Source organism: Herbiconiux flava, from assembly GCF_013409865.1.
Taxonomy (GTDB): Bacteria; Actinomycetota; Actinomycetes; order Actinomycetales; family Microbacteriaceae; genus Herbiconiux; species Herbiconiux flava.
On record NZ_JACCBM010000001.1, the window covers coordinates 2121497 to 2144678 of the forward strand.

The following is a 23182-nucleotide window of genomic DNA, read 5'->3' on the forward strand; positions in this document are numbered from 1 at the left end:
CCGTGGTCGTCGCGGCCGGTGCGACCGCCGTGCCGGTCGCCGTCGACCGGTTCCTCCGCCACATCACGGTCGAGCGCGGGCTGGCCGGCAACACGGTGGCCGCGTACCGGCGCGACCTGGTGCGCTACGCGTCCTGGCTGGATGCCCGGGGAATCGGCGACGTGGCCCGCATCGGCGAGAACGACATCGGCGCCTTCACGCAGGCGCTGCGCTCCGCCGAGGGGGAGGAGCTGTCCGCGGCGTCGGTCGCGCGCATCCTGTCGACCGTGCGCGGGTTCCACCGCTACCTGGTCGAGGAGGGCCTCGTCGAGGTCGACGTCGCGCACGACGTGAAGCCGCCGAAGCTCGCCCTGCGGCTGCCCAAGGCGATCACCATCGACGAGATGGAGCGGCTGCTCACCTCGACCGGGGGCGAGGAGCCGATCGCCGTGCGCGACCGCGCCCTGCTCGAGCTGCTCTACGCGACCGGGGCGCGCATCTCCGAGCTCGTCGGTCTCGACGTCGACGACGTGCAGGAGGGCGACATGGTGCGGGTGACGGGCAAGGGAAGCAAGCAGCGGGTGGTGCCCGTGGGCAGCTACGCCCGCACGGCGCTCGACGCGTACCTGGTGCGGGTGCGTCCGACGTTCGCGACCCGGGGGCGGTCGACCCCGGCGCTGTTCCTCGGCATCCGGGGCCAGCGACTCAGCCGGCAGGGGGCGTGGCTCGTGATCCAGGCCGCCGCCGAACGGGCGGGGCTCTCGACGCACGTGTCGCCGCACACCTTCCGGCACTCCTTCGCGACCCACCTGCTGCAGGGCGGTGCCGACGTGCGCGTGGTGCAGGACCTGCTCGGCCACTCCTCGGTGGCGACCACGCAGCTCTACACGCATGTCACGGCGGACACGCTGATCGACATGTACCAGACCGCCCACCCCCGCGCCCGGTAGAATCGAGCGAGTGCGCCGGGATGGCGCGCAGGAATGAGGAGCGACTTCGGTGGCCATCAGAAGCACGAGAACGGCGAAGACGGCACAGGCCTCCGAGCTGAGCGGCCTCGATCTGCCGAAGATGGGCCCGACCGGGCGCCCCGTCACCGAGTTCCCCGACCCGGCTCCGCTGGCCTCGCACGGCCCCGCTCGCATCATCTCGCTCTGCAACCAGAAGGGCGGCGTCGGCAAGACGACGACGAGCGTCAACGTGGGGGCGGCTCTCGCCGAGTACGGGCGCAAGGTGCTCGCCATCGACTTCGACCCGCAGGGTGCGCTGTCGGCGGGGCTCGGCGTGATGACCCACGACATCCCCACCATCTACGACCTGCTGATCGGCACGGTGAAAGACCCGGCCGAGACGATCCGGAGCACCAGCGTGCCCGGGCTCGACATCATCCCGGCGAACATCGACCTGTCGGCGGCCGAGGTGCACCTCGTCAGCGAGGTCGCGCGCGAGTCGATCCTGGCCCGCGTTCTGCGCAAGGTGAGCAACGACTACGACGTCATCCTGATCGACTGCCAGCCCTCGCTCGGGCTGCTCACCGTGAACGCGCTCACCGCGAGCCACGGCGTGCTCATCCCGCTCGAGTGCGAGTACTTCGCGCTCCGCGGCGTGGCCCTGCTCGTCGAGACGATCGACAAGGTGCGCGACCGGCTGAACCCGGCGCTCGTGCTCGACGGCATCCTCGCCACCATGTACGACCCGCGCACGCTGCACTCCCGTGAGGTGCTCGAGCGCGTGGTCGAGACCTTCGGCGACAAGGTGTTCGAGACGGTCATCGGCCGAACGGTGAAGTTCCCCGACGCGACCGTGGCCGGCAAGCCGATCACGCAGTTCGCGCCCGAGCACACCTCGGCGAAGGCCTACAAGCAGCTGGCCAGAGAACTGGTCGCCCGTGGCGCGGTCGCCTGAGCCGGCGCTCGCCGCGCTCCTCGACCCGCAGCCGGGTGGTGATCCGGAAGCGGCCGGCACCGCCGCGCCCGGGTTCTCGCTCAGCCTCGACAACTTCCAGGGCCCCTTCGACCTGCTGCTCTCGCTGATCACCAAGCACGAGCTCGACATCACCGACATCTCGCTCAGCCGGGTGACGGATGAGTTCATCGGGTACCTGAAAGGGCTCGACTCCGCCGAGGAGCTCGACCGGGCATCCGAGTTCCTGGTCGTCGCGGCGACGCTGCTCGACCTCAAGATCGCCGGGCTGCTGCCGCAGGGCGAGCTCGTCGACGCGGAGGACGTGGCGCTGCTCGAGGCCCGCGACCTGCTGTTCGCGCGGCTGCTGCAGTACCGCGCCTTCAAGCAGGTGTCGGCGTGGCTGGCGGAGCGGTTCGACGAGGAGGGCACGCGCCGTCCACGGTTGGTGCGGCTCGAGGAGAAGTACCGCCAGCAGACGCCGGAGCTGGTCTGGACGCTCACCGCCGACGACTTCGCGGCGCTCGCCGCCATGGCGCTCGCGCCTCGTGAGCTGCCGACCGTGGGTCTCGAGCATCTGCACGCACCGCTGGTGAGCATCCGGGAGCAGGCGGCGCACGTCGTGACCGTGCTGCGAGCGGCAGCTGCCTCGGGAACGACGGTGAGCTTCCGGCAGCTGATCGCGGGCATCGACGAGAAGGGGGTCGTCATCGCGCGGTTCCTCGCGGTGCTCGAGCTCTACCGGCACGCGTCGATCTCGTTCGAGCAGCTCGAACCGCTGGGGGATCTGACGCTGATGTGGACGGCGGAGACCTGGAACGAGGACGACCTCGCGAACCTCGGAGCCGACTATGACAACTGAGACCGGGAGTTCGAGCCCGAGCGAGCACAGCTCGCTCGGCGCTGGCGTCGCGGCGACGGTCCACCGGACCGTCGCTCCCAGCTCCAGCGCGGACGTCGACCGGGCGCTCGAGGCGATCTTCATGGTGGCCGACGAGCCGCAGAGCCTGGTGTCGCTCGCGACCGCGCTGGGCCGTCCGGTGGCGGTCGTGCGGCAGGGCGTCGAGCGGCTGGTCGAGGACTACGACGGCCGTGCATCCGGAAGCGTGCGCCGCGGTTTCGAGCTGCGGGAGGTCGCCGGGGGCTGGCGGCTCTACGTGCGCGGCGAGCACGACCCGCTGGTGAGGGACTTCGTGATGACCCAGAACCCCTCGCGGCTCTCGCAGGCCGCGCTCGAGACGCTCGCGGTGATCGCCTACAAGCAGCCGATCAGCCGCGGTGCCGTCGCGTCGATCCGCGCGGTGAACGTCGACTCGGTCGTGCGCACGCTGCTCAGCCGCGGGCTGATCACCGAGGTGTCCACCCAGGCCGAGACCGGAGCGATCCTCTACGGCACCACCGACATGCTGCTGACGCAGCTGGGCCTGAACTCGCTCGACGAGCTGCCCAAGATCTCGCCCTTGCTCGCCGACGGCAGCGAGGGCTTCGACGACCTTCAAGGAGTGCGATGACCCCGTTCGAGATACCGCCGTGGGATGCCGATGCCGAGCCGCAGGGTGTGCGCCTGCAGAAGGTGATGGCCGCCGCCGGAGTGGCGTCGCGCCGCGTCTCCGAGCAGTTGATCGAGGCCGGTCGGGTCGAGGTCAACGGGCAGGTCGTGACCGAGCTCGGGCGCCGCATCGACCCCGTGACCGACCTCGTCGCCGTCGACGGGATGGCCGTGCAGCTCGACCCCGAGAAGCGCTACGTCATGCTCAACAAGCCGACCGGCGTGGTCAGCTCGCTGCAGGACGAGCGCGGCCGGCCCGACCTGCGCCGCTGGACCGACGAGTTCGAGGAGCGCCTGTTCAACGTCGGGCGGCTCGACGCCGAGACGAGCGGGCTGCTCATCCTGACCAACGACGGCGACCTGGCGCACGTGCTGGCGCACCCCTCGTTCGGCGTGCTCAAGACGTACATCGCGAAGGTCGACGGTCGCGTGACGCCGCAGACGCTCGCGACGCTGACCCACGGCATCGACCTCGAGGACGGGCCCATCAAGGCCGACAAGGCGCGGCTGCTCGACGTGGAGCGCGACCACTCGATCGTCGAGGTGACGCTGCACTCCGGGCGCAACCACATCGTGCGCCGGATGCTCGATGCCGTCGGTCACCCGGTGGTGGAGCTCGTGCGCCGCTCGTTCGGGCCGCTCAACCTGGGGTCGCTGAAGGCGGGGGCGGTGCGGGAGCTGACCAAGGCCGAGGTGGGGAAGCTGCTGACGCTGTCGCGGGAGGCGACGGGAGCGGCGGGTGCCGACGGCGGTTCCGCGGGTGGTGCCGGTGCTGGCGCTGCGGGCTCCTTCGACGCTGCGGATGCGGACGAGGACGGCGAATGACGGGGCCCGAGAGCCGGCTGACGGGCCCCGTGCGGGTCGTCGGGGTCGGCCTCCTCGGCACGAGCATCGCGCTCGGGCTGCGCGCCCGCGGGGTCGACGTGATCCTGTCCGACGCCTCGCCCACCAACGTGCGGATCGCGATGGACTACGGAGCCGGGCGCTCGGCCGGGGACGCCGACGAACCGCAGCTGATCGTCGTCTGCGTTCCGCCCGACGTCACCGCCTCGGTGATCGTGCGCGAGCTCTCGGCGTACCCGCGGTCGGTCGTCACCGACGTCGCGAGCGTCAAGGGTCCGGTGCTCGCCGCGGTGCGCGCGGCGGGGGCGGACGTGACGCGGTACGTCGGGTCCCACCCGCTCGCCGGACGCGAGAAGGGCGGGCCGATGTCGGGCCGCGCCGATCTGTTCCTCGGGCGCCCGTGGGTCGTGGCCGGGCATCCGGACATCTCGTACCAGACCGCCGCGGCCGTCGACGACCTCGTGCTCGACCTCGGTGCGACGCTCGTCGAGATGACCGCCGAGCAGCACGACTCGAGCGTGGCACTCGTCTCGCACGCGCCTCAGCTGGTGTCGACGCTGATGGCGCGGCGCCTCGTCGCGGCACCCGAGGCGGCGGTGAACCTCGCCGGCGGCGGGCTGCGCGACGTGACCCGGGTGGCGTCGAGCGACCCGGGCCTGTGGGTGCAGATCCTCGGCGCCAACGCCGGGGCGACGGCCGACGTGCTGCGGGGGGTGCGCGACGACCTCGACGAGGTGCTGGCGGCGCTCGACGCGGCGTCGGCTGACGTCGATGCCGCGGCGGACGGAACCCCGTGGCGACGGGCGCTCGCCGAGACGCTCGCCGGCGGCAACGCCGGTGTCGCGCGCATCCCGGGCAAGCACGGCCAGGACCGCCGCTACGCCCAGCTCGTCGTCATGGTGGACGACGCCCCGGGCGAGCTCGCCCGCCTGCTGACCGAGCTCGGCGAGGACGGCGTGAACCTCGAAGACCTGAGACTCGAGCACTCGCCGGGCGCGCAGATCGGCCTCGCCGAGATCGCCGTGCTGCCCGAGACGCTCGACACCGTGACCAGCGCGCTCGCCGCGCGAGGATGGAGGATCGCCGGATGACCGGACCCACTGCAGACACCACCGCCGACCCCCACGCCACCGTGCCGGTCGTCGTCGCGATCGACGGCCCCGCCGGCAGCGGCAAGTCGAGCGTGAGCCGGGCCACCGCCCGCGCCCTCGGTTTCGCCTACCTCGACACCGGCGCCAGCTACCGGGCCCTCGCCTGGAACCTGCTCGACAAGCGGGTCGACCCGTCGGTGCCGGATGCGGTGGTCGCCTCCCTGGGCGACTTCGACTTCGCGATCGGCACCGACCCCGACGCGTACTTCGTGCGGGTGGGTGCGACCGACGTGACCGAGGCGATCCGGGAGCCCCGGGTGACCGGTGCGGTGAGCGCCGTGGCGCGCATCCCCGAGGTGCGGAGCTGGCTGACCGAGCGGTTCCGGAGCATCATGCGGGACACCGCCTTCGACGGGATCGTCGCGGAGGGCCGGGACATCACGACGGTGGTGGCACCGGATGCGCCGGTGCGCATCCTGCTCACAGCCGACGAAGAGGCTAGAATGGCCAGGCGTTCGAAAGAACTGACCGGTGAATCGGCCGCCGCCGTGGGCGAGGCGCTCCGAACCCGCGATCAGGCCGACTCCCGCGTGGTCGACTTCATGAAGGCCGCCGATGGCGTGACGACCGTCGATTCCACCCACCTCGACTTCGAGCAGACCGTGTCCGCCGTCGTCGGCGTGGTGAACGACCGGGTCGCGCGGACGAACGAGACCACCCCACGACACTGACTTCCCCCACGACACTGACTTCCCACACGACCCCGACGTCTCCGACGTCGCAGACAGCGAGGATCCCGCATGGCGGATAACCAGGGCCCCATCTCGGGCAACGATTTCGACGCGTCGGAGGAGTTCGACGCACCCGCCGACGACCTCGCCGACCGGCTCGCCGTCGTCGACGAGGAGCTCGCCGAGCGTCGCGCCGAGACGCTGCGCTCGGGCCTCGCCGACTACGAGCTCGACGAGGGCGACCTCGACCTGCTCGAGTTCGCCGAGGAGTTCCCCGACGGCATGGTCGCGATGCCGGCGCTGCCCGTGCTCGCCATCGTGGGCCGTCCGAACGTCGGCAAGTCGGCGCTCGTCAACCGCGTCCTGGGGCGCCGCGAGGCAGTCGTCGAGGACAAGCCGGGCGTCACCCGCGACCGCGTGGCCTATAAGGCCGAGTGGGCCGGGCGCCGGTTCACACTCGTCGACACCGGCGGCTGGGAGCCCGACGCGGCCGGCATCAACGCCGCCGTCGCCGCGCAGGCCGAGGTCGCCATCGACCTCGCCGACGTGGTGCTCTTCGTCGTCGACTCGAACGTGGGCGCCACCGCGACCGACGAGCACGTGGTCAAGCTGCTGCGCCGGGCCAACCGTCCGGTCTTCCTCGCCGCGAACAAGGTCGACGACGCGCGCCAGGAGGCGCAGAGCTCGGCGCTGTGGTCGCTCGGCCTCGGCGAGCCGTACCCGGTCTCGGCGCTGCACGGCCGCGGCGTCGCCGACCTGCTCGACCTGATCATGGCGAAGATGCCCGAGGTCTCGGCCGTCGCCAAGCAGGAGCTCGGCGGTCCGCGCCGCGTCGCCATCCTCGGCCGCCCGAACGTGGGCAAGAGCTCGCTGCTCAACAAGGCAGCCGGCGAGGAGCGCGTCGTCGTGAACGAGCTCGCGGGCACCACCCGCGACCCGGTCGACGAGCAGATCGAGCTCGGCGGCAAGGTGTGGACGTTCGTCGACACCGCCGGCATCAGGAAGCGCGTTCACCTGCAGCAGGGCGCCGACTTCTACGCGTCGCTGCGCACCTCCGCCGCGCTCGAGAAGGCCGAGGTCGCCGTCGTCGTGCTCGACGTGACCGAGCCCATCTCGACGCAGGACCTGCGCATCATCGACCTCGTGCTCGAGTCGGGCCGCGCGCTCGTGCTCGCGTTCAACAAGTGGGACCTCCTCGACGACGACCGCCGACGCTACCTCGAGCGCGAGATCGAGCAGGACCTGCACCACGTCACCTGGGCGCCCCGCGTCAACATCTCGGCGCGCACCGGTCGTCACCTCGAGAAGCTCGTGCCCGCGCTCGAGCTCGCGCTGGAGTCGTGGGACACGCGGGTTCCGACCGGCAAGTTCAACGCCTTCCTCGCCGAGCTCACGGCGTCGCACCCGCACCCCGTGCGAGGCGGCAAGCAGCCGCGCATCCTGTTCGGCACGCAGGCCGCGTCGCGCCCGCCGACCTTCGTGCTCTTCACGACCGGGTTCCTCGACCCGGGGTACCGGCGGTACGTGCAGCGCCGGCTGCGCGAGATCTACGGGTTCGAGGGCTCGCCGATCGTCGTCAACATGCGGGTGCGGGAGAAGCGGAAGCGGTAGGTCTCGGCTGGTGCGTCGCTACGGGAGCAGCTCGGCGCGGTGCACCAGGCCGCCCGCGCCGATCAGCGGGCCCTCGTCGCTGAGGGCCGACGGCAGCACCTTGACGCCCGGGATGGTGTCGAGCGGCGCCATCGCGGTGATGCGTGCGCGGATGAGGTCGAACAGGTCGGGCGTGACCCGCGAGAACCCGCCGCCGATGGCGACCGCCTCCAGGTCGAGCAGTGCGCCGACCGACGCGATGCCCTCGCCGATGGCGTTCGCCGACCGTTCGACGGCCGCGCGGGCGAGCGGATGCCCGTTCCGGTAGCTCTCCGCCAGCTCCTCGCCGCTCGACCCCTCCCAGCCCTGCGCATTGGCCCAGGCCACGATGCGGGGGCCCGCCGCGATGCCCTCGAGCGTGACGGAGTGGTCGCGCCCCTCGGACTCGTGCATGTGCAGCTGGATCTGCCCCACGTGGCCGGCGTTGCCCGTTCGGCCGCCCACCAGGCGCCCCTCGACCAGGAGGCCTCCGCCGATACCGGTGGAGACGATCATGCCCATCGCGGTGCGGTAGCCCTGCAGGGCGCCGGCCCAGTGCTCGGCGAGCAGGATGCAAAGGCCGTCGAGCCGGAGCACCGGGTCGGGCAGGCCTGAAGCCTCGGCGACCAGGTCGCGGAGGGGGTAGCGCTGGAAGGTGGCGAGGTTCAGCGGGGAGACGGTCCCGCGCTCGGCGTCGATGGGGCCGGCGCTGCCGATGCCCGCGCCGAGGAGCTGCGCCCCGGTCGGGAGCGCGGCGGTGGCCTGACGGACGACCTGGCTCACCGCATCCGCTATCTGCTCGCGGCTGCTGCCGGAGCCCGTGGGGGCCCGGAAGCGGGTGCCGGGGACGAGGCGGGCGTCGGCGTCGACCAGGGCGGCCTCGGCCTTGGTGCCACCGACGTCGACGGCGAGGGCCAGGGCGAGGGGGCGTTCGGCGGGTGCGGTGGTGGTCACCGGTCCATTCCACACCATGGGGCGCCGGGGGACGTGCAGGAGCCCGGCTCGGGGGGACGAGCCGGGCTCCTGGTGGCGCCGGGTGCGCACCTTTCGGGTCGGCGCGCAATCGGCGGGTCTGCGGGTCTGCGGGTCGGCGGGACTGCAGGTGGCGCAGGTCGCCGGTTTCGGCTAGCCGGCCTTCTCGATGAGGGCCTCGGTGGGCGCGGACGAGGCGCACCACGCCGGCCAGGACGCCATGACGGCGTCGGTGTGGGCGTCGGTGTCGACGGACTCGCTGAACGCCCAGGCCTCGAGCACGCCGACCGAACCGCCGGCGATGTACGCGGCGGCGGTCGCGGTGTCGATGCCGGTGCCGTATCCGTGGCGCTGCCAGACCGCGATCGCGAGCGAGGCCCGGCGCAGGGCGCGCTGGTAGAGCTCGCGGCGGAAGCCGGCGTCGACGCGGGTGCCGAACATCATGCGATAGGCCGCGCGGTGGTCGACGATGTGGCCGAGCTCGCGGCGGATGGAGTCGGCGTACACCTGGGTGACGGCTTCGGGGGAGTAGCCGTCGTAGGTGCCCTCGCCGACGCTGCCGAGCTCGTCGAGGATGTGCGCGAACGAGTCGGCCGCGAAGGCGAAGATGTCGGCGTAGTGGCCGTAGAAGGTGGTGCGGTGCACGCCCGCCGTACGGCAGAGCTCGGAGATGGAGATCTCGGTGAGATCGTGCTGGCGGAGGAGTTCGAACAGGGCAGTCGTCAGTGCTTCATGGGTGCGGGCCGCTCGGGGTTCGGCCGGGTTGACGGATGCGCCCTGGCGTCGGGATGGAGTCGCGGGTAAGGCGGTTGACTGGGGCATGCTCAATTATGCAATGACGAAGATCAGGATTCGCCCTGTTTTAGGACTGTGAGTCCCAAACTTTCTTCCTATATCGCCGGGCATGCGTTTTCCGGTTCATGACGCCGTGGGTCGGCTGCTTCGCCGGGTCTCCGCCGGGTCTCGGCCGGGGTGTCAGCGGGGCGTCTCGGGAGGCGCTATCATGGACAAGTTGTCTGGAGCGGTTCGCTTCTCCGGGTGACGGCCACGGGCTGTGGCGCAGCTTGGTAGCGCACTTGACTGGGGGTCAAGGGGTCGCAGGTTCAAATCCTGTCAGCCCGACAGATGGAAAATGGGTCGCCCTCCGGGGCGGCCCATTTTGCGTCTGTCAGGCTGTCCGGACGCGAAGCTGCTCGTGGGCCCACGCCGCGCAGAGGCTCCGTCCGCCGCTGTTCGCGGCGGATGGAGGGCGCCGGTGGGGAGTCAAATCCTGTCAGCCCGACACGCGCGCCGCTTTCCGCGTCTGGTCCTACCGCGGCGTCGGACGTCGGTGGTTCAATATCCGCATGAGCGACGTCATCCCTCCCGACTACGCCGAGCTGCTCGAGCAGGCGAACTACGGGCACCTCGGCACGATCCGGCCCGACGACACCGTGCAGGTGAACCCGATGTGGTACCTGCGCGACGGCGACACACTGCGCTTCACGCACACCACGAAGCGGGCGAAGTACCGCAACCTGCAGCACAATCCGTCGATGAGCCTGTCGGTGATCGACCCGGCGAACCCGTTCCGCTACCTCGAGGTGCGCGGCCGGTTGATCGCGGTCGAGCCCGACCCCACCGGCGCCTTCTACGTGGTGCTCGGCAAGCGCTACGGCAACCCTGGCCAGACGCCGCCGCCCGACTCGGCCGACCGCGTCGTGCTCGTCATGAGCATCGAGAGCACCACCACCCAGTAGCCGGTCGGCTCTACGGCAGCTCGGAGCCGCGGAGGATCAGGCGGGTGGGGAGCGTCGTCGTGGCCGGGGGCGGGGTGTCGCCCGCGAGGCGTGCCAGGACGGCCTGGGCGGCGGCTTCGCCCATCAGGGCCACGTCTTGCGCGACGACCGAGACGCCGGGGCGCACGAGGGTGGCCGCCTCGAAGTCGTCGAAGCCGATGAGGGGGAGGCGGGCGCCGACGCGGGTGAAGGCGTCGACGGCGCCGACGGAGGCGCGGTTGTTGGCGGCGAAGACGGCGTCGATGCGTCCGGTGCCGAGGAGGGCCGTCACCACGTCGGCCGCCTCGGCCGCGGTGTGCGCGGTGGCGACGGAGAAGTCGGCGCCCTCGGGAGCGGCCGACGCCAGGGCTCGGAGGAATCCGGCATGGCGCTCGCGCATCGTGTAGAGCTCGAGGGAGTCGCCGAGGAAGAGGATGCGGCGTGCTCCGTGGCGGAGGAGTTCGCGGGTGGCGGCCTGGGCGCCTCCGGCGTTGTCGGCGAGGATCGTGTCGACGAGGGGAGGGTGCTGTCGCCGCATCGCATCGACGTCCGCGTCCGTGTGGAGGTCGTCGTCAGTGCGGGAGGGGGCCGGAGGTTCGGCGAGGGACAGGGGTTGGTCCTCGCGGGTGGCGCGAGCATCCTGGACCGGTGCGGGGGGCGGCGGGGCGGAGAGTGCGGGGCGGTCGATCGCGACGACGGGGAGGAGGGGGGCCGCGGCGGCCGCCCAGGCGGTGGTGTCGCGGCGGGGCGGGGAGACGATGAGGCCGTCGACGCGCTGGGCGAGGAGTCGGTCGATGAGGAGGCGGTGACGGTCGGCGTCCTCCTCGGAGCTGACCGTCATGAGGAGGTAGCCGTTGGCACTGAGAGTGCGTTCGACCGAGCGGGCGAGGAGCGACCAGTAGGGGTTCGCGAGGTCGGAGATGACGAGGCCGATGACCTTGGCGGAGCGACCGGGCCGGATGCTCGCGGCGGCGAGGTTGTGGCGGTAGCCGAGCTCGGTGATGGCGGCGGCGATGCGGGCCGCGAGGGCCGGGTCGATGTTCGTGGCGCCGTTGACGTGACGCGAGACGGTCTTCAGGGCGACGCCCGCGGCCGCCGCGACGTCCTTCATGGTGGGCGGCTTGGGCATGGGGTTCATTGTGGCGGGTGCGCGGCGCGGGCAGGTGGGGGCGCGCTGGCCGGGGCGCGGTGGGCGATGAGTTCGAGGCGGGTGGGCAGGGACACGCGGACGACAGCGAGCGGGGGCGTGGCAGGGGAGGTGGGGCGCATTCGTGCCGTCATCCGCGAGCCGCGGAGCGTGCGGGCGCGGGAGCGGCCGGTTGGGATCCCGGCGCGAAGAGGGACGCCGCCGCCGGGAGGAGGGACGTGAGGGTGGCGGGGGTGGGGCGGTCGCCCGCGATGACGGCGGCCGCCGTGGCTGCGGCGAGGTGGGCGGCGAGGGTGGGGGAGGATCCGCGGGAGAGGGCGAAGAGGAGGCCCGCCGTCGAGGCGTCGCCGGCCCCGTTCGTGGTGGCGACGCGGGGGACGGCGAGGGGGCGCACGCGCAGCGAGGCGTCGGCCCAGCGGCGGGCGAGGGGGGCGAGCATCCGGCCCCCTCTGGCCAGGCGGGAGGCTGAGGCCGTGCGCAGCAGCAGGCCCTCGGAGCCCGCCGAGATCGCGACCACCGCGGTTCCCCAGGACAGCAGCAGGTCGGCGTAGAGCCCGGCCGCGCGGGCGGCGGGCAGCGGCGAGATGCCGAGGGCCGGGCCGAGCGCCGAGGTGAGGTCGTCGAGGCTCGGGGTGATCACGTCGGTCACGGCGAGGGCGCGCTTCAGGATGCCCGGCCAGTCCACCGCGCCGACCGCCGACGCCGGGTCGACCACCGCCAGGTCGAGCGACGTCGTGGCGCCCCGGGCGCGGGCGCGCGACAACACGGCCTCGAGCGGAGCCCCGCCGTCGGCGAGCAGCGCCGGCAGCAGCGGCGGGTAGCCGAGGTGGAGGAGCGGGGCGTCTCCGACGTCGAGGTGCTCGCCCGTGAAGACGGCGTTCGCGCCGGTGTGGTGCCAGAAGGTGCGGTCGTGGCCCTCGGGCTCGAGCACGAGAGAGTAGGACGTGGCGTGGTCGCGGTCGACGTGCAGGTCGGCGGTGAGGCCGGGGCGGCGGGCGATGGTGTCGGCGACGATGCGTCCGAGCTCGTCGTCGCCGACGGTGGAGTGCAGGGACACGTCGGCGCCGAGATCGGCCAGGGCGAGGCCGGTGTTGGCGACGCAGCCGCCGAGGCCGATGCGGAGGGGCCCGACGTCGATCAGGCGCCCGGGGTCGAGGGCGGCACCGGGGCCGAGCGCGGGGGTGAGGTCGAGGCAGATGTGGCCGGCGACGACGATCGGGGTCATCGGGCATCCTCTCGACGGTGGGTGAGCGAGCGGCAGCGGGCGGACGAGCCGGTGCGACCGGCTAGACAACGTTGTCTCACGGGGTTACTCTGACACATCGAGGGGCCGTTCGAAAGCCCCCGACCCGACGTTCCCCACGATCAGGAGCACTGCAATGACGCTGTATCGCCTCAATCGCCTCTTCAATCCGCGCTCGGGCCGGGCCCTCGACGTGGCCGTCGACCACGGCTTCTTCGGGGAGCGCTCGTTCATCACGGGCATCGAGAACATGGATCAGGTCGTGCGCACCCTCGTCGACGCCGGCCCCGACGCGGTGCAGTTGACGATCGGGCAGGCGCGACGGCTGCAGAGCATCCCGGGCAAGCAGAAGCCGGGGCTGGTGCTGCGCACCGACATCGCGAACGTGTACGGCAACCCGCTCGACCCGGTGCTGTTCAGCCGGCACGTGCCGCACGCCATCGAGGAGGCCGTGCGGCTGGACGCCGTCGCGGTGTGCGTGAACCTGATGGAGCTGCCCGGGCATCCGGAGGTGCGCGAGGCGAACATCACCTCGATCCTCGAGCTGCGGCGCGAGGCAACCAAGTACGGCATGCCGCTGATGGTCGAGCCGCTCGTGATGCAGGACAACTCGAAGGCCGGCGGCTACATGGTCGACGGCGACATCGAGAAGATAGTGACGCTGGTGCGCCAGGGCGTCGAGCTCGGCGCCGACCTGATCAAGGCCGACCCGAGCGACGACCTGAGCGAGTACGGGCGGGTCATCGAGGTCGCGGGCGACGTTCCGGTGCTCGTGCGGGGCGGGGGGCGGGTGGATGACCGGACCCTCCTCGAGCGCACCGTCGCCGTGCTGGCGGCGGGGGCCCGCGGCATCGTCTACGGGCGGAACATCGTGCAGCACGAGAACCCGGCCGGCATCACGGCGGCGCTGCTCGCGGTGCTGCACGAGGGGGCCTCGGTGGCGGACGGGCTGGGTATCCTCGCGGAGTCGGCGGGGCGGGCATCCGTCAGCGAAGGCGATGCGAGCGACGCGGGGGTGTCGGCATGACCGCCGAGACCGTGAACGTCGCCATCGTCGGCGGCGGGCTGATGGGGCGCGAGATCGCGGCGGCCATCCAGCGCTGGCCGGCCCTGATCGACCACCCCGTGCGGCCCCGGCTGACCGCGGTCTGCGACATCAACCCGGCGGCGATGGAGTGGTTCGACGAGATCGACACGGTGGTCACGAAGACGACCGACTACCACGAGCTGCTCGCCGACGACAGCATCGACGTCGTCTACGTGGCCGTGCGCCACGACCTGCACGAGGCGATCTACCGTGACGTCATCGCCAGCGGCAAGAGCCTGCTCGCCGAGAAGCCGTTCGGCATCGACGGGGCCGCGGCCCAGGCTGTGCTCGCGGCGATGGCCGAGCATCCTGAGGCCTTCGTGCGCGTCTCGAGCGAGATGCCGTTCTTCCCGGGGGCGCAGTTGGCGATCGACTACGTGAAGTCGGGGGCGCTCGGGACGATCGTGTCGGCGCGCAACAGCTTCCTGCACTCGAGCGACCTCGACGTGAACAAGCCGATCAACTGGAAGCGGCAGGTCGAGTTCTGCGGCGAGGCCGGCGTGATGAACGACCTCGGGATGCACACCTGGCACGTCCCGCTGCGCCTCGGCTGGGTGCCCGAGACGGTCTACGGCGTGCTGCAGAACCTCGTGCCGACGCGGCCCGGGCCTGACGGCTCGCCGGTGCCGTGCGACACCTGGGACAACGCCACCCTGCACAGCTGGGCCCGCCACGAGGGGCAGCTCTTCCCGCTGACGACCGAGACCAAGCGCATCGACCCGGGGCAGAAGAACACCTGGGAGTTCGAGGCGATCGGGCTCGACGGGGGCGTGCGGTTCAGCACGAAGAACCCCAAGACGGTGTCGGTGTTCACGGTGACGGATGTTCCGGGCGGTGGGCGCGAACAGGTCTGGCAGCAGATCGACGTGGGCAGCCAGTCGGTCTGGCCGACGGTCACCGGCGGGATCTTCGAGTCGGGTTTCTCGGACTCGATCCTGCAGATGTGGGCGGTGTTCCTCGCCGAGCGCCACGGCTCGCTCGGCGACCGCTTCGGGGCGGCCCGCCCGTCGGAGGCGGCGCTCACGCACGCGATCTACCGGGCTGCGGCGACCTCGCACGCCGAGGGCCGGGCGGTCGCGCCCTGACCGACGATCGACTTGGCCCGTCCCGTCCTAGAACTCGCGTTTTAGAACGGGACGGGCCAAGTCGATCGCGTCAGACGCGGCAGGAGGTTCGCTCGATGAGCGTCACGGGCAGGACCGTGCGGCGCGGGAGCGCGCGGTCGGGATGCGCGGCGCGCTCCACGAGGCGGGCGGCGGCGAGGCGGCCGAGGGTCGCCGGGTCCTGGGCGACGACGGTGATCGCGGGGGTGAGCGAGTCGGCTAGGGGGAAGTCGCCGAACGCGGTGAGGGCGATCGGATGCGCCGTGACGGTGGGCATGGCGGCCATGGTGCAGCGGGCATCCGAGGAGAAGACGGCCGTCACCCCAGGGTTCGGCTCGCGCAGGCGGGCGAGGGCGTCGGCGGCGCCCGGGCGGGTGGCCGCGCCGAGGGCGACGAGATCGTCGTCGAACGGGATGCCCGCCGCCGCCAGCGCCTCGCGGTAGCCCTCGAGGCGTTCGGCGATCGTGGGGGCCGAGAGGGAGTCGCCGAGGAAGCCGATGCGACGGTGTCCGTGACCGATCAGGTGCGAGGTGGCGTCGCGGGCGCCGCCGCGGTCGTCCTGGAGGAAGGCGTCGGCCTCGAGATCGCCGGGCGCGCGGTCGACGAAGGCGATCGGGATGCGCGCCGCCCACGGCTCGAGCCAGGCGTGGTCGTTCGTGCTGGGCGCGACGACGAGGCCGCTCAGCTGCCGACGCAGCACGGACTCGAGGGCGACGCGCTCGCGGGACGGGTCCTGGCCGTGGCCGAGGCTCGTGACGAGGGTGGAGAGGTCGTTCGCTAGGGCCTCTTCCTCGACCGCGGTGACGATGGCGGCGAAGAAGGGGTCGACGAGGTCGGGCACGGCGACGCCGATCACGGGCGAGCGTCCTGAGCGGAACGTCGTCGCCATCGCGTTCGGGACGTACGCCAGCTCGCGCATCGACCCCTCGACGCGCGCCCGGGTCTCGGGTGAGACGTGCGGGTCGTCGTTCAGCACCCGTGACACGGTCTTCGGGCTGACGCCGGCGGCAGCCGCGACCTCGCGCATGGTGGCCATGGCGTCTCCTCGCTGTGCGTGTGGCTGCTCGTGATCGGAGAGTCGCGGCAAGTGGCGACGTTCTGCCGCGACTCGGGCCGAATCGCGACGTTCTGCCGCGACTGAGTCGCGCCAGGTGGTGATGGGTGGGCGACCGGCCGCGGGGAGCGGGGGTCAGCGGGCCGTGTAGCCGCCGTCGATGGGGAGGGAGACGCCCGAGATCATGCCCGCCGCGTCGGAGAGGAGGAAGACGACGGGGGCCGCGATGTCGTCCTCGGTGGCCCACTTGCCGAGGGGCATGGCCTCGAGGAAGGGCCCCTCGATGTCGGGGCGGCCCCAGTACCAGGCCGACATGGGCGTCATGACGACGGTGGGGTTGACGCTGTTGACGCGGATGCCGTACTTGCCGAGCTCCAGCGCGGAGACGCGGGTGATGTTGTCGAGGGCCGCCTTCGAGGAGCCGTAGGAGATGTGGCCCGTGAGGGCGACGAGGCCCGCCTGGCTCGAGATGTTGACGATCGCGCCACCGTCGCCCAGGCGGATCATCTCGCGGGAGGCGTACTTGGTGACGAGCAGCGAGCCGCGGGCGTTGATGCTGATCACCTTGTCGAAGACGTCGATGTCGGTGTCTTGAGGCGTGGCGATCTCGCCGCCCCAGCCGCCGGAGTTGACGACGCCCCAGATGTCCTTGCCCTCGATGGCCTCGCGGACGCTGTCCTCCGAGGTGAGGTCGAAGGGGAGCGGGGTGGCGCCGGTCTCGGCGGCGAGGGCCTCGAGGTGCTCGAGGTTGCGGCCGGCGGCGAGAACGGTCGCGTTCGCGGCGACGAGGTGGCGCACGACGGCGCCGCCGATGCCGCCGCTGGCGCCGGTGACGAGGATGGTGCGGCCGGTGAAGTCTGTCATGGTGAGTCCGTTCGAGTGGGCGGGACGGCGCTGCATCGCGACGTCGGGGCGGCATCAGCATAGCGGCGGAACGACGCGGATGACACCCGTGTCATGAAATCTCCTGACACCGGTGTCATCGCGATTGACAGCGGGGCCTCGGGGTGCGTACGGTGGGCGCGGCGGTGAGCCTTCGGGAGCTGCTGCCGCGCATCCGTCGACGACGACCAGGAGGACCCGTGAGCGAGGACACCGCACCGCCGGCCGAGGCGCGCCCCGTCGGGCTCGACGAGCTGCTGGCGCGGTGCCGGGCGCTGATCGCGAGTGGTTCGCGGAGCATCCTCGGCATCGTCGGCACACCCGGAGCCGGCAAGTCGACGCTCTGCGCCGCCCTGATCGCCGCGCTCGACGGCGACGCGGTGCTGGTGGGCCAGGACGGCTTCCACTTCGCCAACCAGGAGCTCGAGCGCCTCGGCCGGCGCGACCGCAAGGGCGCCCCCGACACCTTCGACGTCGACGGCTACGTCGCCCTGCTCGGCCGGCTCGCCCGGGCCGACGCCCCCGTGGTCTACGCGCCCGTCTTCGATCGCGCCCTCGAGGAGTCCATCGGCAGCGCGGTGCCCGTGCCCGCCGGGGTGCCGCTCGTGATCACCGAGGGCAACTACCTCCTCGGCGACGGCCACGGCTGGGAGCGCGTGCGCGAGCACCTCGACGAGTCGTGGTTCCTCGAGGTGGCTCCGGATGTTCGGCACGACCGTCTCGTGCGGCGACGCGTCTCGTACGGGCACTCGCCCGGCGACTCCGCCGACTGGGTGCGCGACGTCGACGAGGCGAACGCGCGGATCGTCGACGGATCGCGCGGCAACGCCGACCTGCTGCTGCACCTGACGACGGTGCTGTGACGTGCGGTCGCCCGAGCGGCGTCGCGCCGACCATCCGCTGCTTCATCATGACCGCGCCCCGGGCGCCTGCCCCGCTCGCACCACCCGAGCTGCGACCCGCTGACCACCCGACCCCCACCCGACTGGAGACACGATGACCACCCTGAGCGCCCAGACCCTCGGCAGCCTCGACCCGCGGGTCGCCGTGCCCTCGTACGATCGGGCCGCCGTGCGGCCCGGGATCGTGCACTTCGGCGTGGGGGCGTTCCACCGCTCGCACGAGGCGATGTTCGTCGACCGGCTGCTCGCGGCCGGCGCCGGGGAGTGGGGCATCGTCGGGGTGGGCACGCTGGCGTCCGACGCGGCGATGCGTGACGCGCTCTCGGCCCAGGACGAGCTGTACACGCTGGTCACCACCGCGCCCGACGGGGTGGTGGAGGCGCGGGTGGTCGGGTCGATCATCCGTTACCTGCTGGCACCCGAGCAGCCGGATGCAGTGCTCGCCGCCCTGCGCGACCCCGCGACCCGCATCGTCTCGCTGACGATCACCGAGGGCGGGTACGGCATCAACGACGCCACGGGTGAGTTCGAGCCGCGGGATGCCGCCACGCTCGCCGATCTCGACGGGCTCGCGGGCGGGGCCGCGCCGCAGAGCGCCCTCGGGTTCGTCGTGGCCGGGCTGCGCGAGCGGCGGGATGCCGGGGCGGTGCCGTTCACGGTGATGTCGTGCGACAACATCCAGGGCAACGGGCACGTGGCCCGCGCCGCCGTGCTCGCGTTCGCCGAGCGGGTCGAGCCCTCCCTCGCCGAGTGGATCGCGTCGGCGGTCGGCTTCCCGAACTCGATGGTCGACCGGATCACGCCGGTCACGACCGACGCCTCCCGGCAGCGGGTCGCCGACGAGTTCGGCATCGAGGACCGCTGGCCGGTGCTCTCGGAGTCGTTCGTGCAGTGGGTGCTCGAGGACTCCTTCACCGCGGGGCGCCCGGCGTTCGAGGAGGTCGGGGTGCAGGTCGTCTCCGACGTCGAGCCGTACGAGCTGATGAAGCTGCGGCTGCTGAACGCCTCGCACCAGGCGATGAGCTACCTCGGGCTGCTCTCGGGTGCCGAGTACGTGCACGAGGTCTGCCGGGATCAGCTGTTCGCGGACTTCCTGCTGGGCTACATGCACGACGAGGCGCGGCCGACGCTCGCGCCGGTGCCCGGGGTCGACCTCGACGAGTACAGCGCCGAGCTGATGCGCCGCTTCGGCAGCGAGGCGATCAAGGACACGTTGATGCGGCAGATCGTCGACGGCTCCGACCGCATCCCGAAGTTCCTGCTTCCGGTGGTGCGCGCGCAGCTCGCGTCGGGCGGCGAGATCGACCGGTCGGTGCTGGTGCTCGCGGCGTGGAGCCGCTTCCTCGAGGGCGTGGCCGACGACGGCAGCGCGCTGTCGCCCGTGGACAAGCGGCTCGACGAGCTGCGGGTCGCGGTGGCGGGCGAGGCGGATGCTCCCGGGAGCTTCCTCGACTACGCCCCCGTCTTCGGCGACCTCGGCTCGAACGCCCGCCTGCGCACGGCCTTCGTGGAGGCGCGGGCGCTGCTCGCGGCCCGCGGTGCGCGCGGCGCCCTGGAGGCGCTCGCCGCGCACTGACCCGACCGGGGTCAGCGGGCGACGTAGCTCGCCAGGTGCTCGCCCGTGAGGGTGGCGCGCGACGCGACGAGCGCGGCCGGGGTGCCCTCGAAGACGACGCGGCCGCCGTCGTGGCCGGCGCCCGGGCCGAGGTCGACGATCCAGTCGGCGTGCGCCATGACGGCCTGGTGGTGCTCGATCACGATCACCGACTTGCCCGAGTCGACCAGGCGGTCGAGCAGGCCGAGCAGCTGTGCGACGTCGGCCAGGTGAAGGCCCGTCGTCGGTTCGTCGAGCACGTAGACGCTGCCCTTGCCCGCCATGTCGGCGGCGAGCTTCAGGCGCTGGCGCTCGCCGCCCGAGAGCGTCGTGAGCGGCTGCCCGAGCGCCAGGTAGCCGAGCCCCACGTCGGACAGCCGCGACAGGATCGCGTGCGCCGCCGGGAGCGCGGCCTCGCCGGAGGAGGCGAAGAACGGCAGCGCCTCCGAGACGGGCATCGCGAGCACCTCGGTGATGTCCTTGCCGCCGAGGTGGTAGCCGAGCACCGAGGCGTCGAAGCGCCGGCCCTCGCACTCCTCGCAGGTGGTGGACACCGACGCCATCATGCCGAGGTCGGTGAACACGACTCCTGCGCCGTTGCAGACGGGGCAGGCGCCCTCCGAGTTCGCGCTGAACAGGGCGGGCTTCACGCCGTTCGCCTTGGCGAACGCCTTGCGGATCGGCTCGAGCAGCCCGGTGTAGGTCGCGGGGTTGCTCCGCCGCGAGCCGCGGATCGGCGTCTGGTCGACGGTGACGACCTCCTCGCGCGGCGACACCGAGCCGTGGATGAGCGAGCTCTTGCCCGAGCCGGCCACGCCGGTGACGACGACGAGCACCCCGAGCGGGAGGTCGACGTCGACCCCGCGCAGGTTGTGCGACGAGGCGCCGCGGATGGCGAGCGTGCCGGACGGCGCGCGCACCGAGGGCTTGAGGGCGGCCCGGTCATCCAGATGCCGCCCGGTGACGGTGCCCGAGCGTCGGAGCTCGTCGACCGTGCCTTCGAAGCAGACGGTGCCGCCCGCTGCGCCCGCCCCGGGGCCGAGGTCGACGACGTGGTCGGCGATGGCGATCGCCTCGGGCTTGTGCTCGACGACGAGCACCGTGTTGCCCTTGTCGCGCAGCTGCAGCAGGAGCTCGTTCATGCGCTGGATGTCGTGCGGATGGAGGCCCGTGGTGGGCTCGTCGAAGACGTAGGTGATGTCGGTCAGCGCCGAGCCGAGGTGCCGGATCATCTTCACCCGCTGCGCCTCGCCGCCCGAGAGCGTGCCGGAGGCGCGGTCGAGCGAGAGGTAGCCGAGGCCGATTCCCACGAAGGAGTCGAGCAGGTGCACGAGCCCCTCGAGCAGCGGCGCGACCGACGGCTCGTCGAGGGCCCGCACCCACTCGGCGAGGTCGCTGATCTGCAGGGCGCAGGCATCCGCGATGCTGAGGCCGGCGACCTTCGACGAGCGAGCCGCCTCGCTCAGGCGCGTTCCGCCGCAGTCGGGGCAGGCCGTGAAGGTCGCGACCCGGTCGACGAAGGCGCGCACGTGCGGCTGCATCGACTCGCGGTCCTTCGCGAAGAACGACTTCTGGATCTTCGGCACCAGGCCCTCGTAGGTCATGTTCATGTTCTCGAACTTGACCTTGACCTGCTCCTTGTAGAGGAAGTCCTGCCGCTCGGCGTCGGTGTAGTCGCGGATCGGCTTGTCACCGTCGAGGAAGCCCGACTTCGCGAAGATGCGCACCATCCACCCGTCGGCCGTGTAGCCGGGCACCGTGATGGCGCCCTCGTTCAGCGACTTGCTGTCGTCGAACAGCTGTGACAGGTCGATGTCGGAGACGCTGCCCCGCCCGTCGCAGCGCGAGCACATGCCGCCGGTGACCGAGAAGCTGCGCCGCTCCTTCGTGACCACGCCGGCCTTCTCGGTGGTGACCGCGCCCGCCCCCGAGATCGACGCCACGTTGAACGAGTAGGCCTGCGGCGAACCGATGTGCGGCTGACCCAGACGGCTGAACAGGATGCGCAGCAGCGCGTTCGCGTCGGTGGCGGTTCCGACGGTGGAACGAGGGTCGGACCCCATGCGCGCCTGGTCGACGATGATCGCGGTGGTGAGCCCCTCGAGCACGTCGACGTCAGGACGGGCGAGCGTGGGCATGAAGCCCTGCACGAAAGCGCTGTAGGTCTCGTTGATCAGACGCTGCGACTCGGCCGCCACCGTGTCGAACACGAGCGAGCTCTTGCCCGATCCCGAGACGCCCGTGAACACGGTCAGCTTGCGCTTGGGGATCTCGACCGAGACGTCTTTCAGGTTGTTCTCGCGCGCCCCCTGCACCCGGATGACCTCGCCCATGCTCAGCGGGTCTCGGACAGGCGGGCGGCGGATGCGGTGGTCACGCCTCGGATTCTTCCACAGGCCGGGTGGCGGGCGGGAGGGGTGATCGCTACTCAGGCGGCGGGGGAGTCCGGTTGGCCGGCCACCGGCTCGAGTCGGAAGCCGCCGCCGGGCAGCAGCACCACCCGCAGCTGGAACAGTCCGTCGACGACGAGGTCGGCGTCGAGCTCGTGCGACTCGTGGGTGCCCGCGATCGCGACGGTCGTGCATCCGGCCGCCTTCGCCGCGGCCAGGCCCGCCGGGGCGTCCTCGAAGACCACGCACGAGGCCGGGTCGACGCCGAGGCGCGTGGCCGCCGTGAGGAAGGGCTCCGGATGCGGCTTGCCGTTCACGACGTCGTCGAACGTCACCAGCACGGCCGGCGGGGTCAGCCCGGCGGCGCGCAGGCGGCTGGTGGCGATGATGCGGGTTCCGCTCGTGACGATGGCGCGGGAGTCGTCGGGCAGGGAGCCGAGAAGTGCGGCCGCCCCGTCGAGGGCGATCACGTCGTCGAGGTCGTTCACCTCGATCTCGGTCACCCTGGCGAGCGCCTCGGCGGCCTGCTCGCCCGAGAAGAAGGTGTCGATGACCTGGGCAGCGGGGCGGCCGTGGCCCTCGGCGAGCAGGTCGACCTCGAGGCCGTACTCGCGGGCGAGCTGCTGCCAGGAGCGCACGACCGAGGGGGTCGAGTCGATCAGGGTGCCGTCGAGGTCGAACAGTCCGGCGGCGAAGGTGCGCGAGAAGACCTGGGAGTCCGCGGGCAGCGGGCGTCCGCCGCCGAGACGCCGGCGCACGGAGGCGAGCTGCTGGGCGGTGGAGAGGGAGGCGTCGACCACGAGGTGCGGCACCCGCGGCTCGGCGCCGGCGGGCGGGTCGACCACGTGCACGTCGCGGGCCGCCGCGCGGAGGCCGCGGCGCTCGGCGAGCAGGGCGGGAGACGCGCGAAGCCAGACCACCTCGGGCGGGCCGTCGGCCGCCTCGACCAGCTGCTGCCACTCGGGGCCGCCCGCCAGCTCGGCCGTGAACGGGGCGATCAGCACGGCGTCGACCCCGGCGCGCACCTGGTCGGCGAGGGCGGCGCGGAGGGCCGCGTAGCGAGCGGGGCGGACGACCGGGCGCAGGGCGGGGTCGTTCCAGTGGGCGCCCGCGGACAGCTCCTGGCCGAGACCCTCGAGCACCGGGTTCGTGAGCGAGTCGAGGTCGAGCAGGGCGGCGCCGAGGGACCGCGCGAGCTCCAGACCGAGGGTGCTCTTGCCGCTTCCCGCGGCTCCGGCGACGACGATGATCATGCTGCTCCCGAGGTTATCGAATTGAGACATCGCGACCGCTTGACAACGTTGTCGCTGCGAGTCAGTATAGGCGG

Annotated in this window: 21 protein-coding genes and 1 tRNA gene; 14 read left to right on the plus strand and 8 right to left on the minus strand. The window is 72.1% G+C overall.

What is annotated here, in order from left to right; translation table 11 throughout:
• The first annotated feature begins 2 nt into the window (after positions 1 to 2).
• The 8 genes from xerD to der all read left to right on the plus strand — a co-directional run bounded on the left by xerD (position 3) and on the right by der (position 7706).
• Positions 3 to 929, plus strand: coding sequence for a site-specific tyrosine recombinase XerD (xerD, locus tag BJ984_RS10275; RefSeq protein WP_271206605.1), 927 nt, complete (start codon positions 3 to 5; stop codon positions 927 to 929).
• Positions 930 to 1050: 121 nt separating this feature from the next.
• Complete coding sequence (locus tag BJ984_RS10280; protein WP_173181652.1) at positions 1051 to 1884, plus strand: ParA family protein; 834 nt, start codon at positions 1051 to 1053, stop codon at positions 1882 to 1884.
• Positions 1868 to 2743 carry a segregation and condensation protein A gene (locus tag BJ984_RS10285; protein ID WP_179547926.1) on the plus strand — a complete coding sequence of 292 codons (876 nt, stop codon included), beginning with the start codon at positions 1868 to 1870 and terminating at the stop codon, positions 2741 to 2743. Before BJ984_RS10280 ends, BJ984_RS10285 begins: the two co-directional genes overlap by 17 nt.
• The gene (gene scpB, locus BJ984_RS10290; RefSeq protein ID WP_179547927.1) at positions 2733 to 3392 is read left to right on the plus strand and encodes an SMC-Scp complex subunit ScpB; all 660 of its coding nucleotides are present in this window, start codon (positions 2733 to 2735) and stop codon (positions 3390 to 3392) included. The genes BJ984_RS10285 and scpB overlap by 11 nt, the downstream gene beginning before the upstream one ends.
• Positions 3389 to 4255 (plus strand): pseudouridine synthase, encoded by an 867-nt coding sequence (locus BJ984_RS10295; RefSeq protein ID WP_179547928.1) that lies wholly within the window; start codon positions 3389 to 3391, stop codon positions 4253 to 4255. The genes scpB and BJ984_RS10295 overlap by 4 nt, the downstream gene beginning before the upstream one ends.
• Positions 4252 to 5364 (plus strand): prephenate dehydrogenase, encoded by a 1113-nt coding sequence (locus BJ984_RS10300; protein ID WP_179547929.1) that lies wholly within the window; start codon positions 4252 to 4254, stop codon positions 5362 to 5364. The genes BJ984_RS10295 and BJ984_RS10300 overlap by 4 nt, the downstream gene beginning before the upstream one ends.
• Positions 5361 to 6095 carry a (d)CMP kinase gene (gene cmk, locus BJ984_RS10305; protein WP_179547930.1) on the plus strand — a complete coding sequence of 245 codons (735 nt, stop codon included), beginning with the start codon at positions 5361 to 5363 and terminating at the stop codon, positions 6093 to 6095. The genes BJ984_RS10300 and cmk overlap by 4 nt, the downstream gene beginning before the upstream one ends.
• A 69-nt stretch (positions 6096 to 6164) precedes the next feature.
• The gene (gene der, locus BJ984_RS10310) at positions 6165 to 7706 is read left to right on the plus strand and encodes a ribosome biogenesis GTPase Der (protein WP_179547931.1); all 1542 of its coding nucleotides are present in this window, start codon (positions 6165 to 6167) and stop codon (positions 7704 to 7706) included.
• Positions 7707 to 7724: 18 nt separating this feature from the next.
• Here der and BJ984_RS10315 read toward each other — a convergent pair whose 3' ends face one another.
• Both BJ984_RS10315 and BJ984_RS10320 read right to left on the minus strand, forming a co-directional pair.
• Positions 7725 to 8678, minus strand: coding sequence for an ROK family protein (locus BJ984_RS10315; protein WP_271206604.1), 954 nt, complete (start codon positions 8676 to 8678; stop codon positions 7725 to 7727).
• Between the two features lie 171 nt (positions 8679 to 8849).
• Positions 8850 to 9518: a TetR/AcrR family transcriptional regulator gene (locus BJ984_RS10320; RefSeq protein WP_173180483.1), complete on the minus strand. Its 669-nt coding sequence runs from the start codon at positions 9516 to 9518 to the stop codon at positions 8850 to 8852.
• Between the two features lie 226 nt (positions 9519 to 9744).
• On the opposite strand from BJ984_RS10320, the gene BJ984_RS10325 reads away from it, so the two are divergent.
• Positions 9745 to 9818 (plus strand) — tRNA-Pro (locus BJ984_RS10325).
• A 224-nt stretch (positions 9819 to 10042) separates the two neighbouring features.
• Complete coding sequence (locus tag BJ984_RS10330) at positions 10043 to 10435, plus strand: PPOX class F420-dependent oxidoreductase (RefSeq protein WP_179547933.1); 393 nt, start codon at positions 10043 to 10045, stop codon at positions 10433 to 10435.
• Positions 10436 to 10445: 10 nt separating this feature from the next.
• Here the strand turns inward: BJ984_RS10330 and BJ984_RS10335 are convergent, their stop codons facing one another.
• Together BJ984_RS10335 and BJ984_RS10340 are read right to left on the minus strand one after the other, a co-directional pair.
• Positions 10446 to 11582, minus strand: coding sequence for a LacI family DNA-binding transcriptional regulator (locus BJ984_RS10335; RefSeq protein ID WP_179547934.1), 1137 nt, complete (start codon positions 11580 to 11582; stop codon positions 10446 to 10448).
• 148 nt (positions 11583 to 11730) lie between these two features.
• Positions 11731 to 12825, minus strand: coding sequence for a carbohydrate kinase family protein (locus BJ984_RS10340; RefSeq protein WP_179547935.1), 1095 nt, complete (start codon positions 12823 to 12825; stop codon positions 11731 to 11733).
• 154 nt (positions 12826 to 12979) lie between these two features.
• On the opposite strand from BJ984_RS10340, the gene BJ984_RS10345 reads away from it, so the two are divergent.
• On the plus strand, positions 12980 to 13870 hold the full coding sequence (locus BJ984_RS10345; protein ID WP_179547936.1) for a class I fructose-bisphosphate aldolase: 891 nt from the start codon (positions 12980 to 12982) through the stop codon (positions 13868 to 13870).
• Positions 13867 to 15015 (plus strand): Gfo/Idh/MocA family protein, encoded by a 1149-nt coding sequence (locus BJ984_RS10350; RefSeq protein WP_179547937.1) that lies wholly within the window; start codon positions 13867 to 13869, stop codon positions 15013 to 15015. Before BJ984_RS10345 ends, BJ984_RS10350 begins: the two co-directional genes overlap by 4 nt.
• Positions 15016 to 15085: 70 nt before the next feature.
• On the opposite strand, the gene BJ984_RS10355 is transcribed toward BJ984_RS10350, so the two are convergent.
• On the minus strand, positions 15086 to 16069 hold the full coding sequence (locus BJ984_RS10355) for a LacI family DNA-binding transcriptional regulator (protein ID WP_179547938.1): 984 nt from the start codon (positions 16067 to 16069) through the stop codon (positions 15086 to 15088).
• 153 nt (positions 16070 to 16222) lie between these two features.
• Positions 16223 to 16951, minus strand: coding sequence for an SDR family oxidoreductase (locus BJ984_RS10360; protein WP_179547939.1), 729 nt, complete (start codon positions 16949 to 16951; stop codon positions 16223 to 16225).
• Between the two features lie 218 nt (positions 16952 to 17169).
• On the opposite strand from BJ984_RS10360, the gene BJ984_RS10365 reads away from it, so the two are divergent.
• Positions 17170 to 17832: a nucleoside/nucleotide kinase family protein gene (locus BJ984_RS10365; protein WP_179547940.1), complete on the plus strand. Its 663-nt coding sequence runs from the start codon at positions 17170 to 17172 to the stop codon at positions 17830 to 17832.
• A gap of 133 nt (positions 17833 to 17965) precedes the next feature.
• Positions 17966 to 19447, plus strand: a complete 1482-nt coding sequence (locus BJ984_RS10370; RefSeq protein WP_179547941.1) for a mannitol dehydrogenase family protein — start codon at positions 17966 to 17968, stop codon at positions 19445 to 19447.
• 11 nt (positions 19448 to 19458) lie between these two features.
• Here the strand turns inward: BJ984_RS10370 and BJ984_RS10375 are convergent, their stop codons facing one another.
• The gene (locus BJ984_RS10375) at positions 19459 to 21798 is read right to left on the minus strand and encodes an ATP-binding cassette domain-containing protein (RefSeq protein ID WP_179547942.1); all 2340 of its coding nucleotides are present in this window, start codon (positions 21796 to 21798) and stop codon (positions 19459 to 19461) included.
• A gap of 95 nt (positions 21799 to 21893) precedes the next feature.
• Complete coding sequence (locus tag BJ984_RS10380) at positions 21894 to 23138, minus strand: HAD-IA family hydrolase (protein ID WP_179547943.1); 1245 nt, start codon at positions 23136 to 23138, stop codon at positions 21894 to 21896.
• Positions 23139 to 23182: the final 44 nt, after the last annotated feature.

Excerpts from the sequence above, each read along its gene's own strand:
- BJ984_RS10300 (WP_179547929.1), top strand. The coding sequence starts at position 4,252 with ATGACGGGGCCCGAGAGCCGGCTGACGGGCCCCGTGCGGGTCGTCGGG.
- BJ984_RS10350 (WP_179547937.1), top strand. The coding sequence starts at position 13,867 with ATGACCGCCGAGACCGTGAACGTCGCCATCGTCGGCGGCGGGCTGATG.
- BJ984_RS10355 (WP_179547938.1), bottom strand. The coding sequence starts at position 16,069 with ATGGCCACCATGCGCGAGGTCGCGGCTGCCGCCGGCGTCAGCCCGAAG.
- BJ984_RS10345 (WP_179547936.1), top strand. The coding sequence starts at position 12,980 with ATGACGCTGTATCGCCTCAATCGCCTCTTCAATCCGCGCTCGGGCCGG.
- BJ984_RS10280 (WP_173181652.1), top strand. The coding sequence starts at position 1,051 with ATGGGCCCGACCGGGCGCCCCGTCACCGAGTTCCCCGACCCGGCTCCG.
- BJ984_RS10330 (WP_179547933.1), top strand. The coding sequence starts at position 10,043 with ATGAGCGACGTCATCCCTCCCGACTACGCCGAGCTGCTCGAGCAGGCG.
- der (WP_179547931.1), top strand. The coding sequence starts at position 6,165 with ATGGCGGATAACCAGGGCCCCATCTCGGGCAACGATTTCGACGCGTCG.
- scpB (WP_179547927.1), top strand. The coding sequence starts at position 2,733 with ATGACAACTGAGACCGGGAGTTCGAGCCCGAGCGAGCACAGCTCGCTC.
- BJ984_RS10360 (WP_179547939.1), bottom strand. The coding sequence starts at position 16,951 with ATGACAGACTTCACCGGCCGCACCATCCTCGTCACCGGCGCCAGCGGC.
- BJ984_RS10340 (WP_179547935.1), bottom strand. The coding sequence starts at position 12,825 with ATGACCCCGATCGTCGTCGCCGGCCACATCTGCCTCGACCTCACCCCC.
- BJ984_RS10370 (WP_179547941.1), top strand. The coding sequence starts at position 17,966 with ATGACCACCCTGAGCGCCCAGACCCTCGGCAGCCTCGACCCGCGGGTC.
- BJ984_RS10295 (WP_179547928.1), top strand. The coding sequence starts at position 3,389 with ATGACCCCGTTCGAGATACCGCCGTGGGATGCCGATGCCGAGCCGCAG.
- cmk (WP_179547930.1), top strand. The coding sequence starts at position 5,361 with ATGACCGGACCCACTGCAGACACCACCGCCGACCCCCACGCCACCGTG.
- BJ984_RS10335 (WP_179547934.1), bottom strand. The coding sequence starts at position 11,582 with ATGCCCAAGCCGCCCACCATGAAGGACGTCGCGGCGGCCGCGGGCGTC.
- BJ984_RS10380 (WP_179547943.1), bottom strand. The coding sequence starts at position 23,138 with ATGTCTCAATTCGATAACCTCGGGAGCAGCATGATCATCGTCGTCGCC.
- BJ984_RS10320 (WP_173180483.1), bottom strand. The coding sequence starts at position 9,518 with ATGCCCCAGTCAACCGCCTTACCCGCGACTCCATCCCGACGCCAGGGC.
- BJ984_RS10375 (WP_179547942.1), bottom strand. The coding sequence starts at position 21,798 with ATGGGCGAGGTCATCCGGGTGCAGGGGGCGCGCGAGAACAACCTGAAA.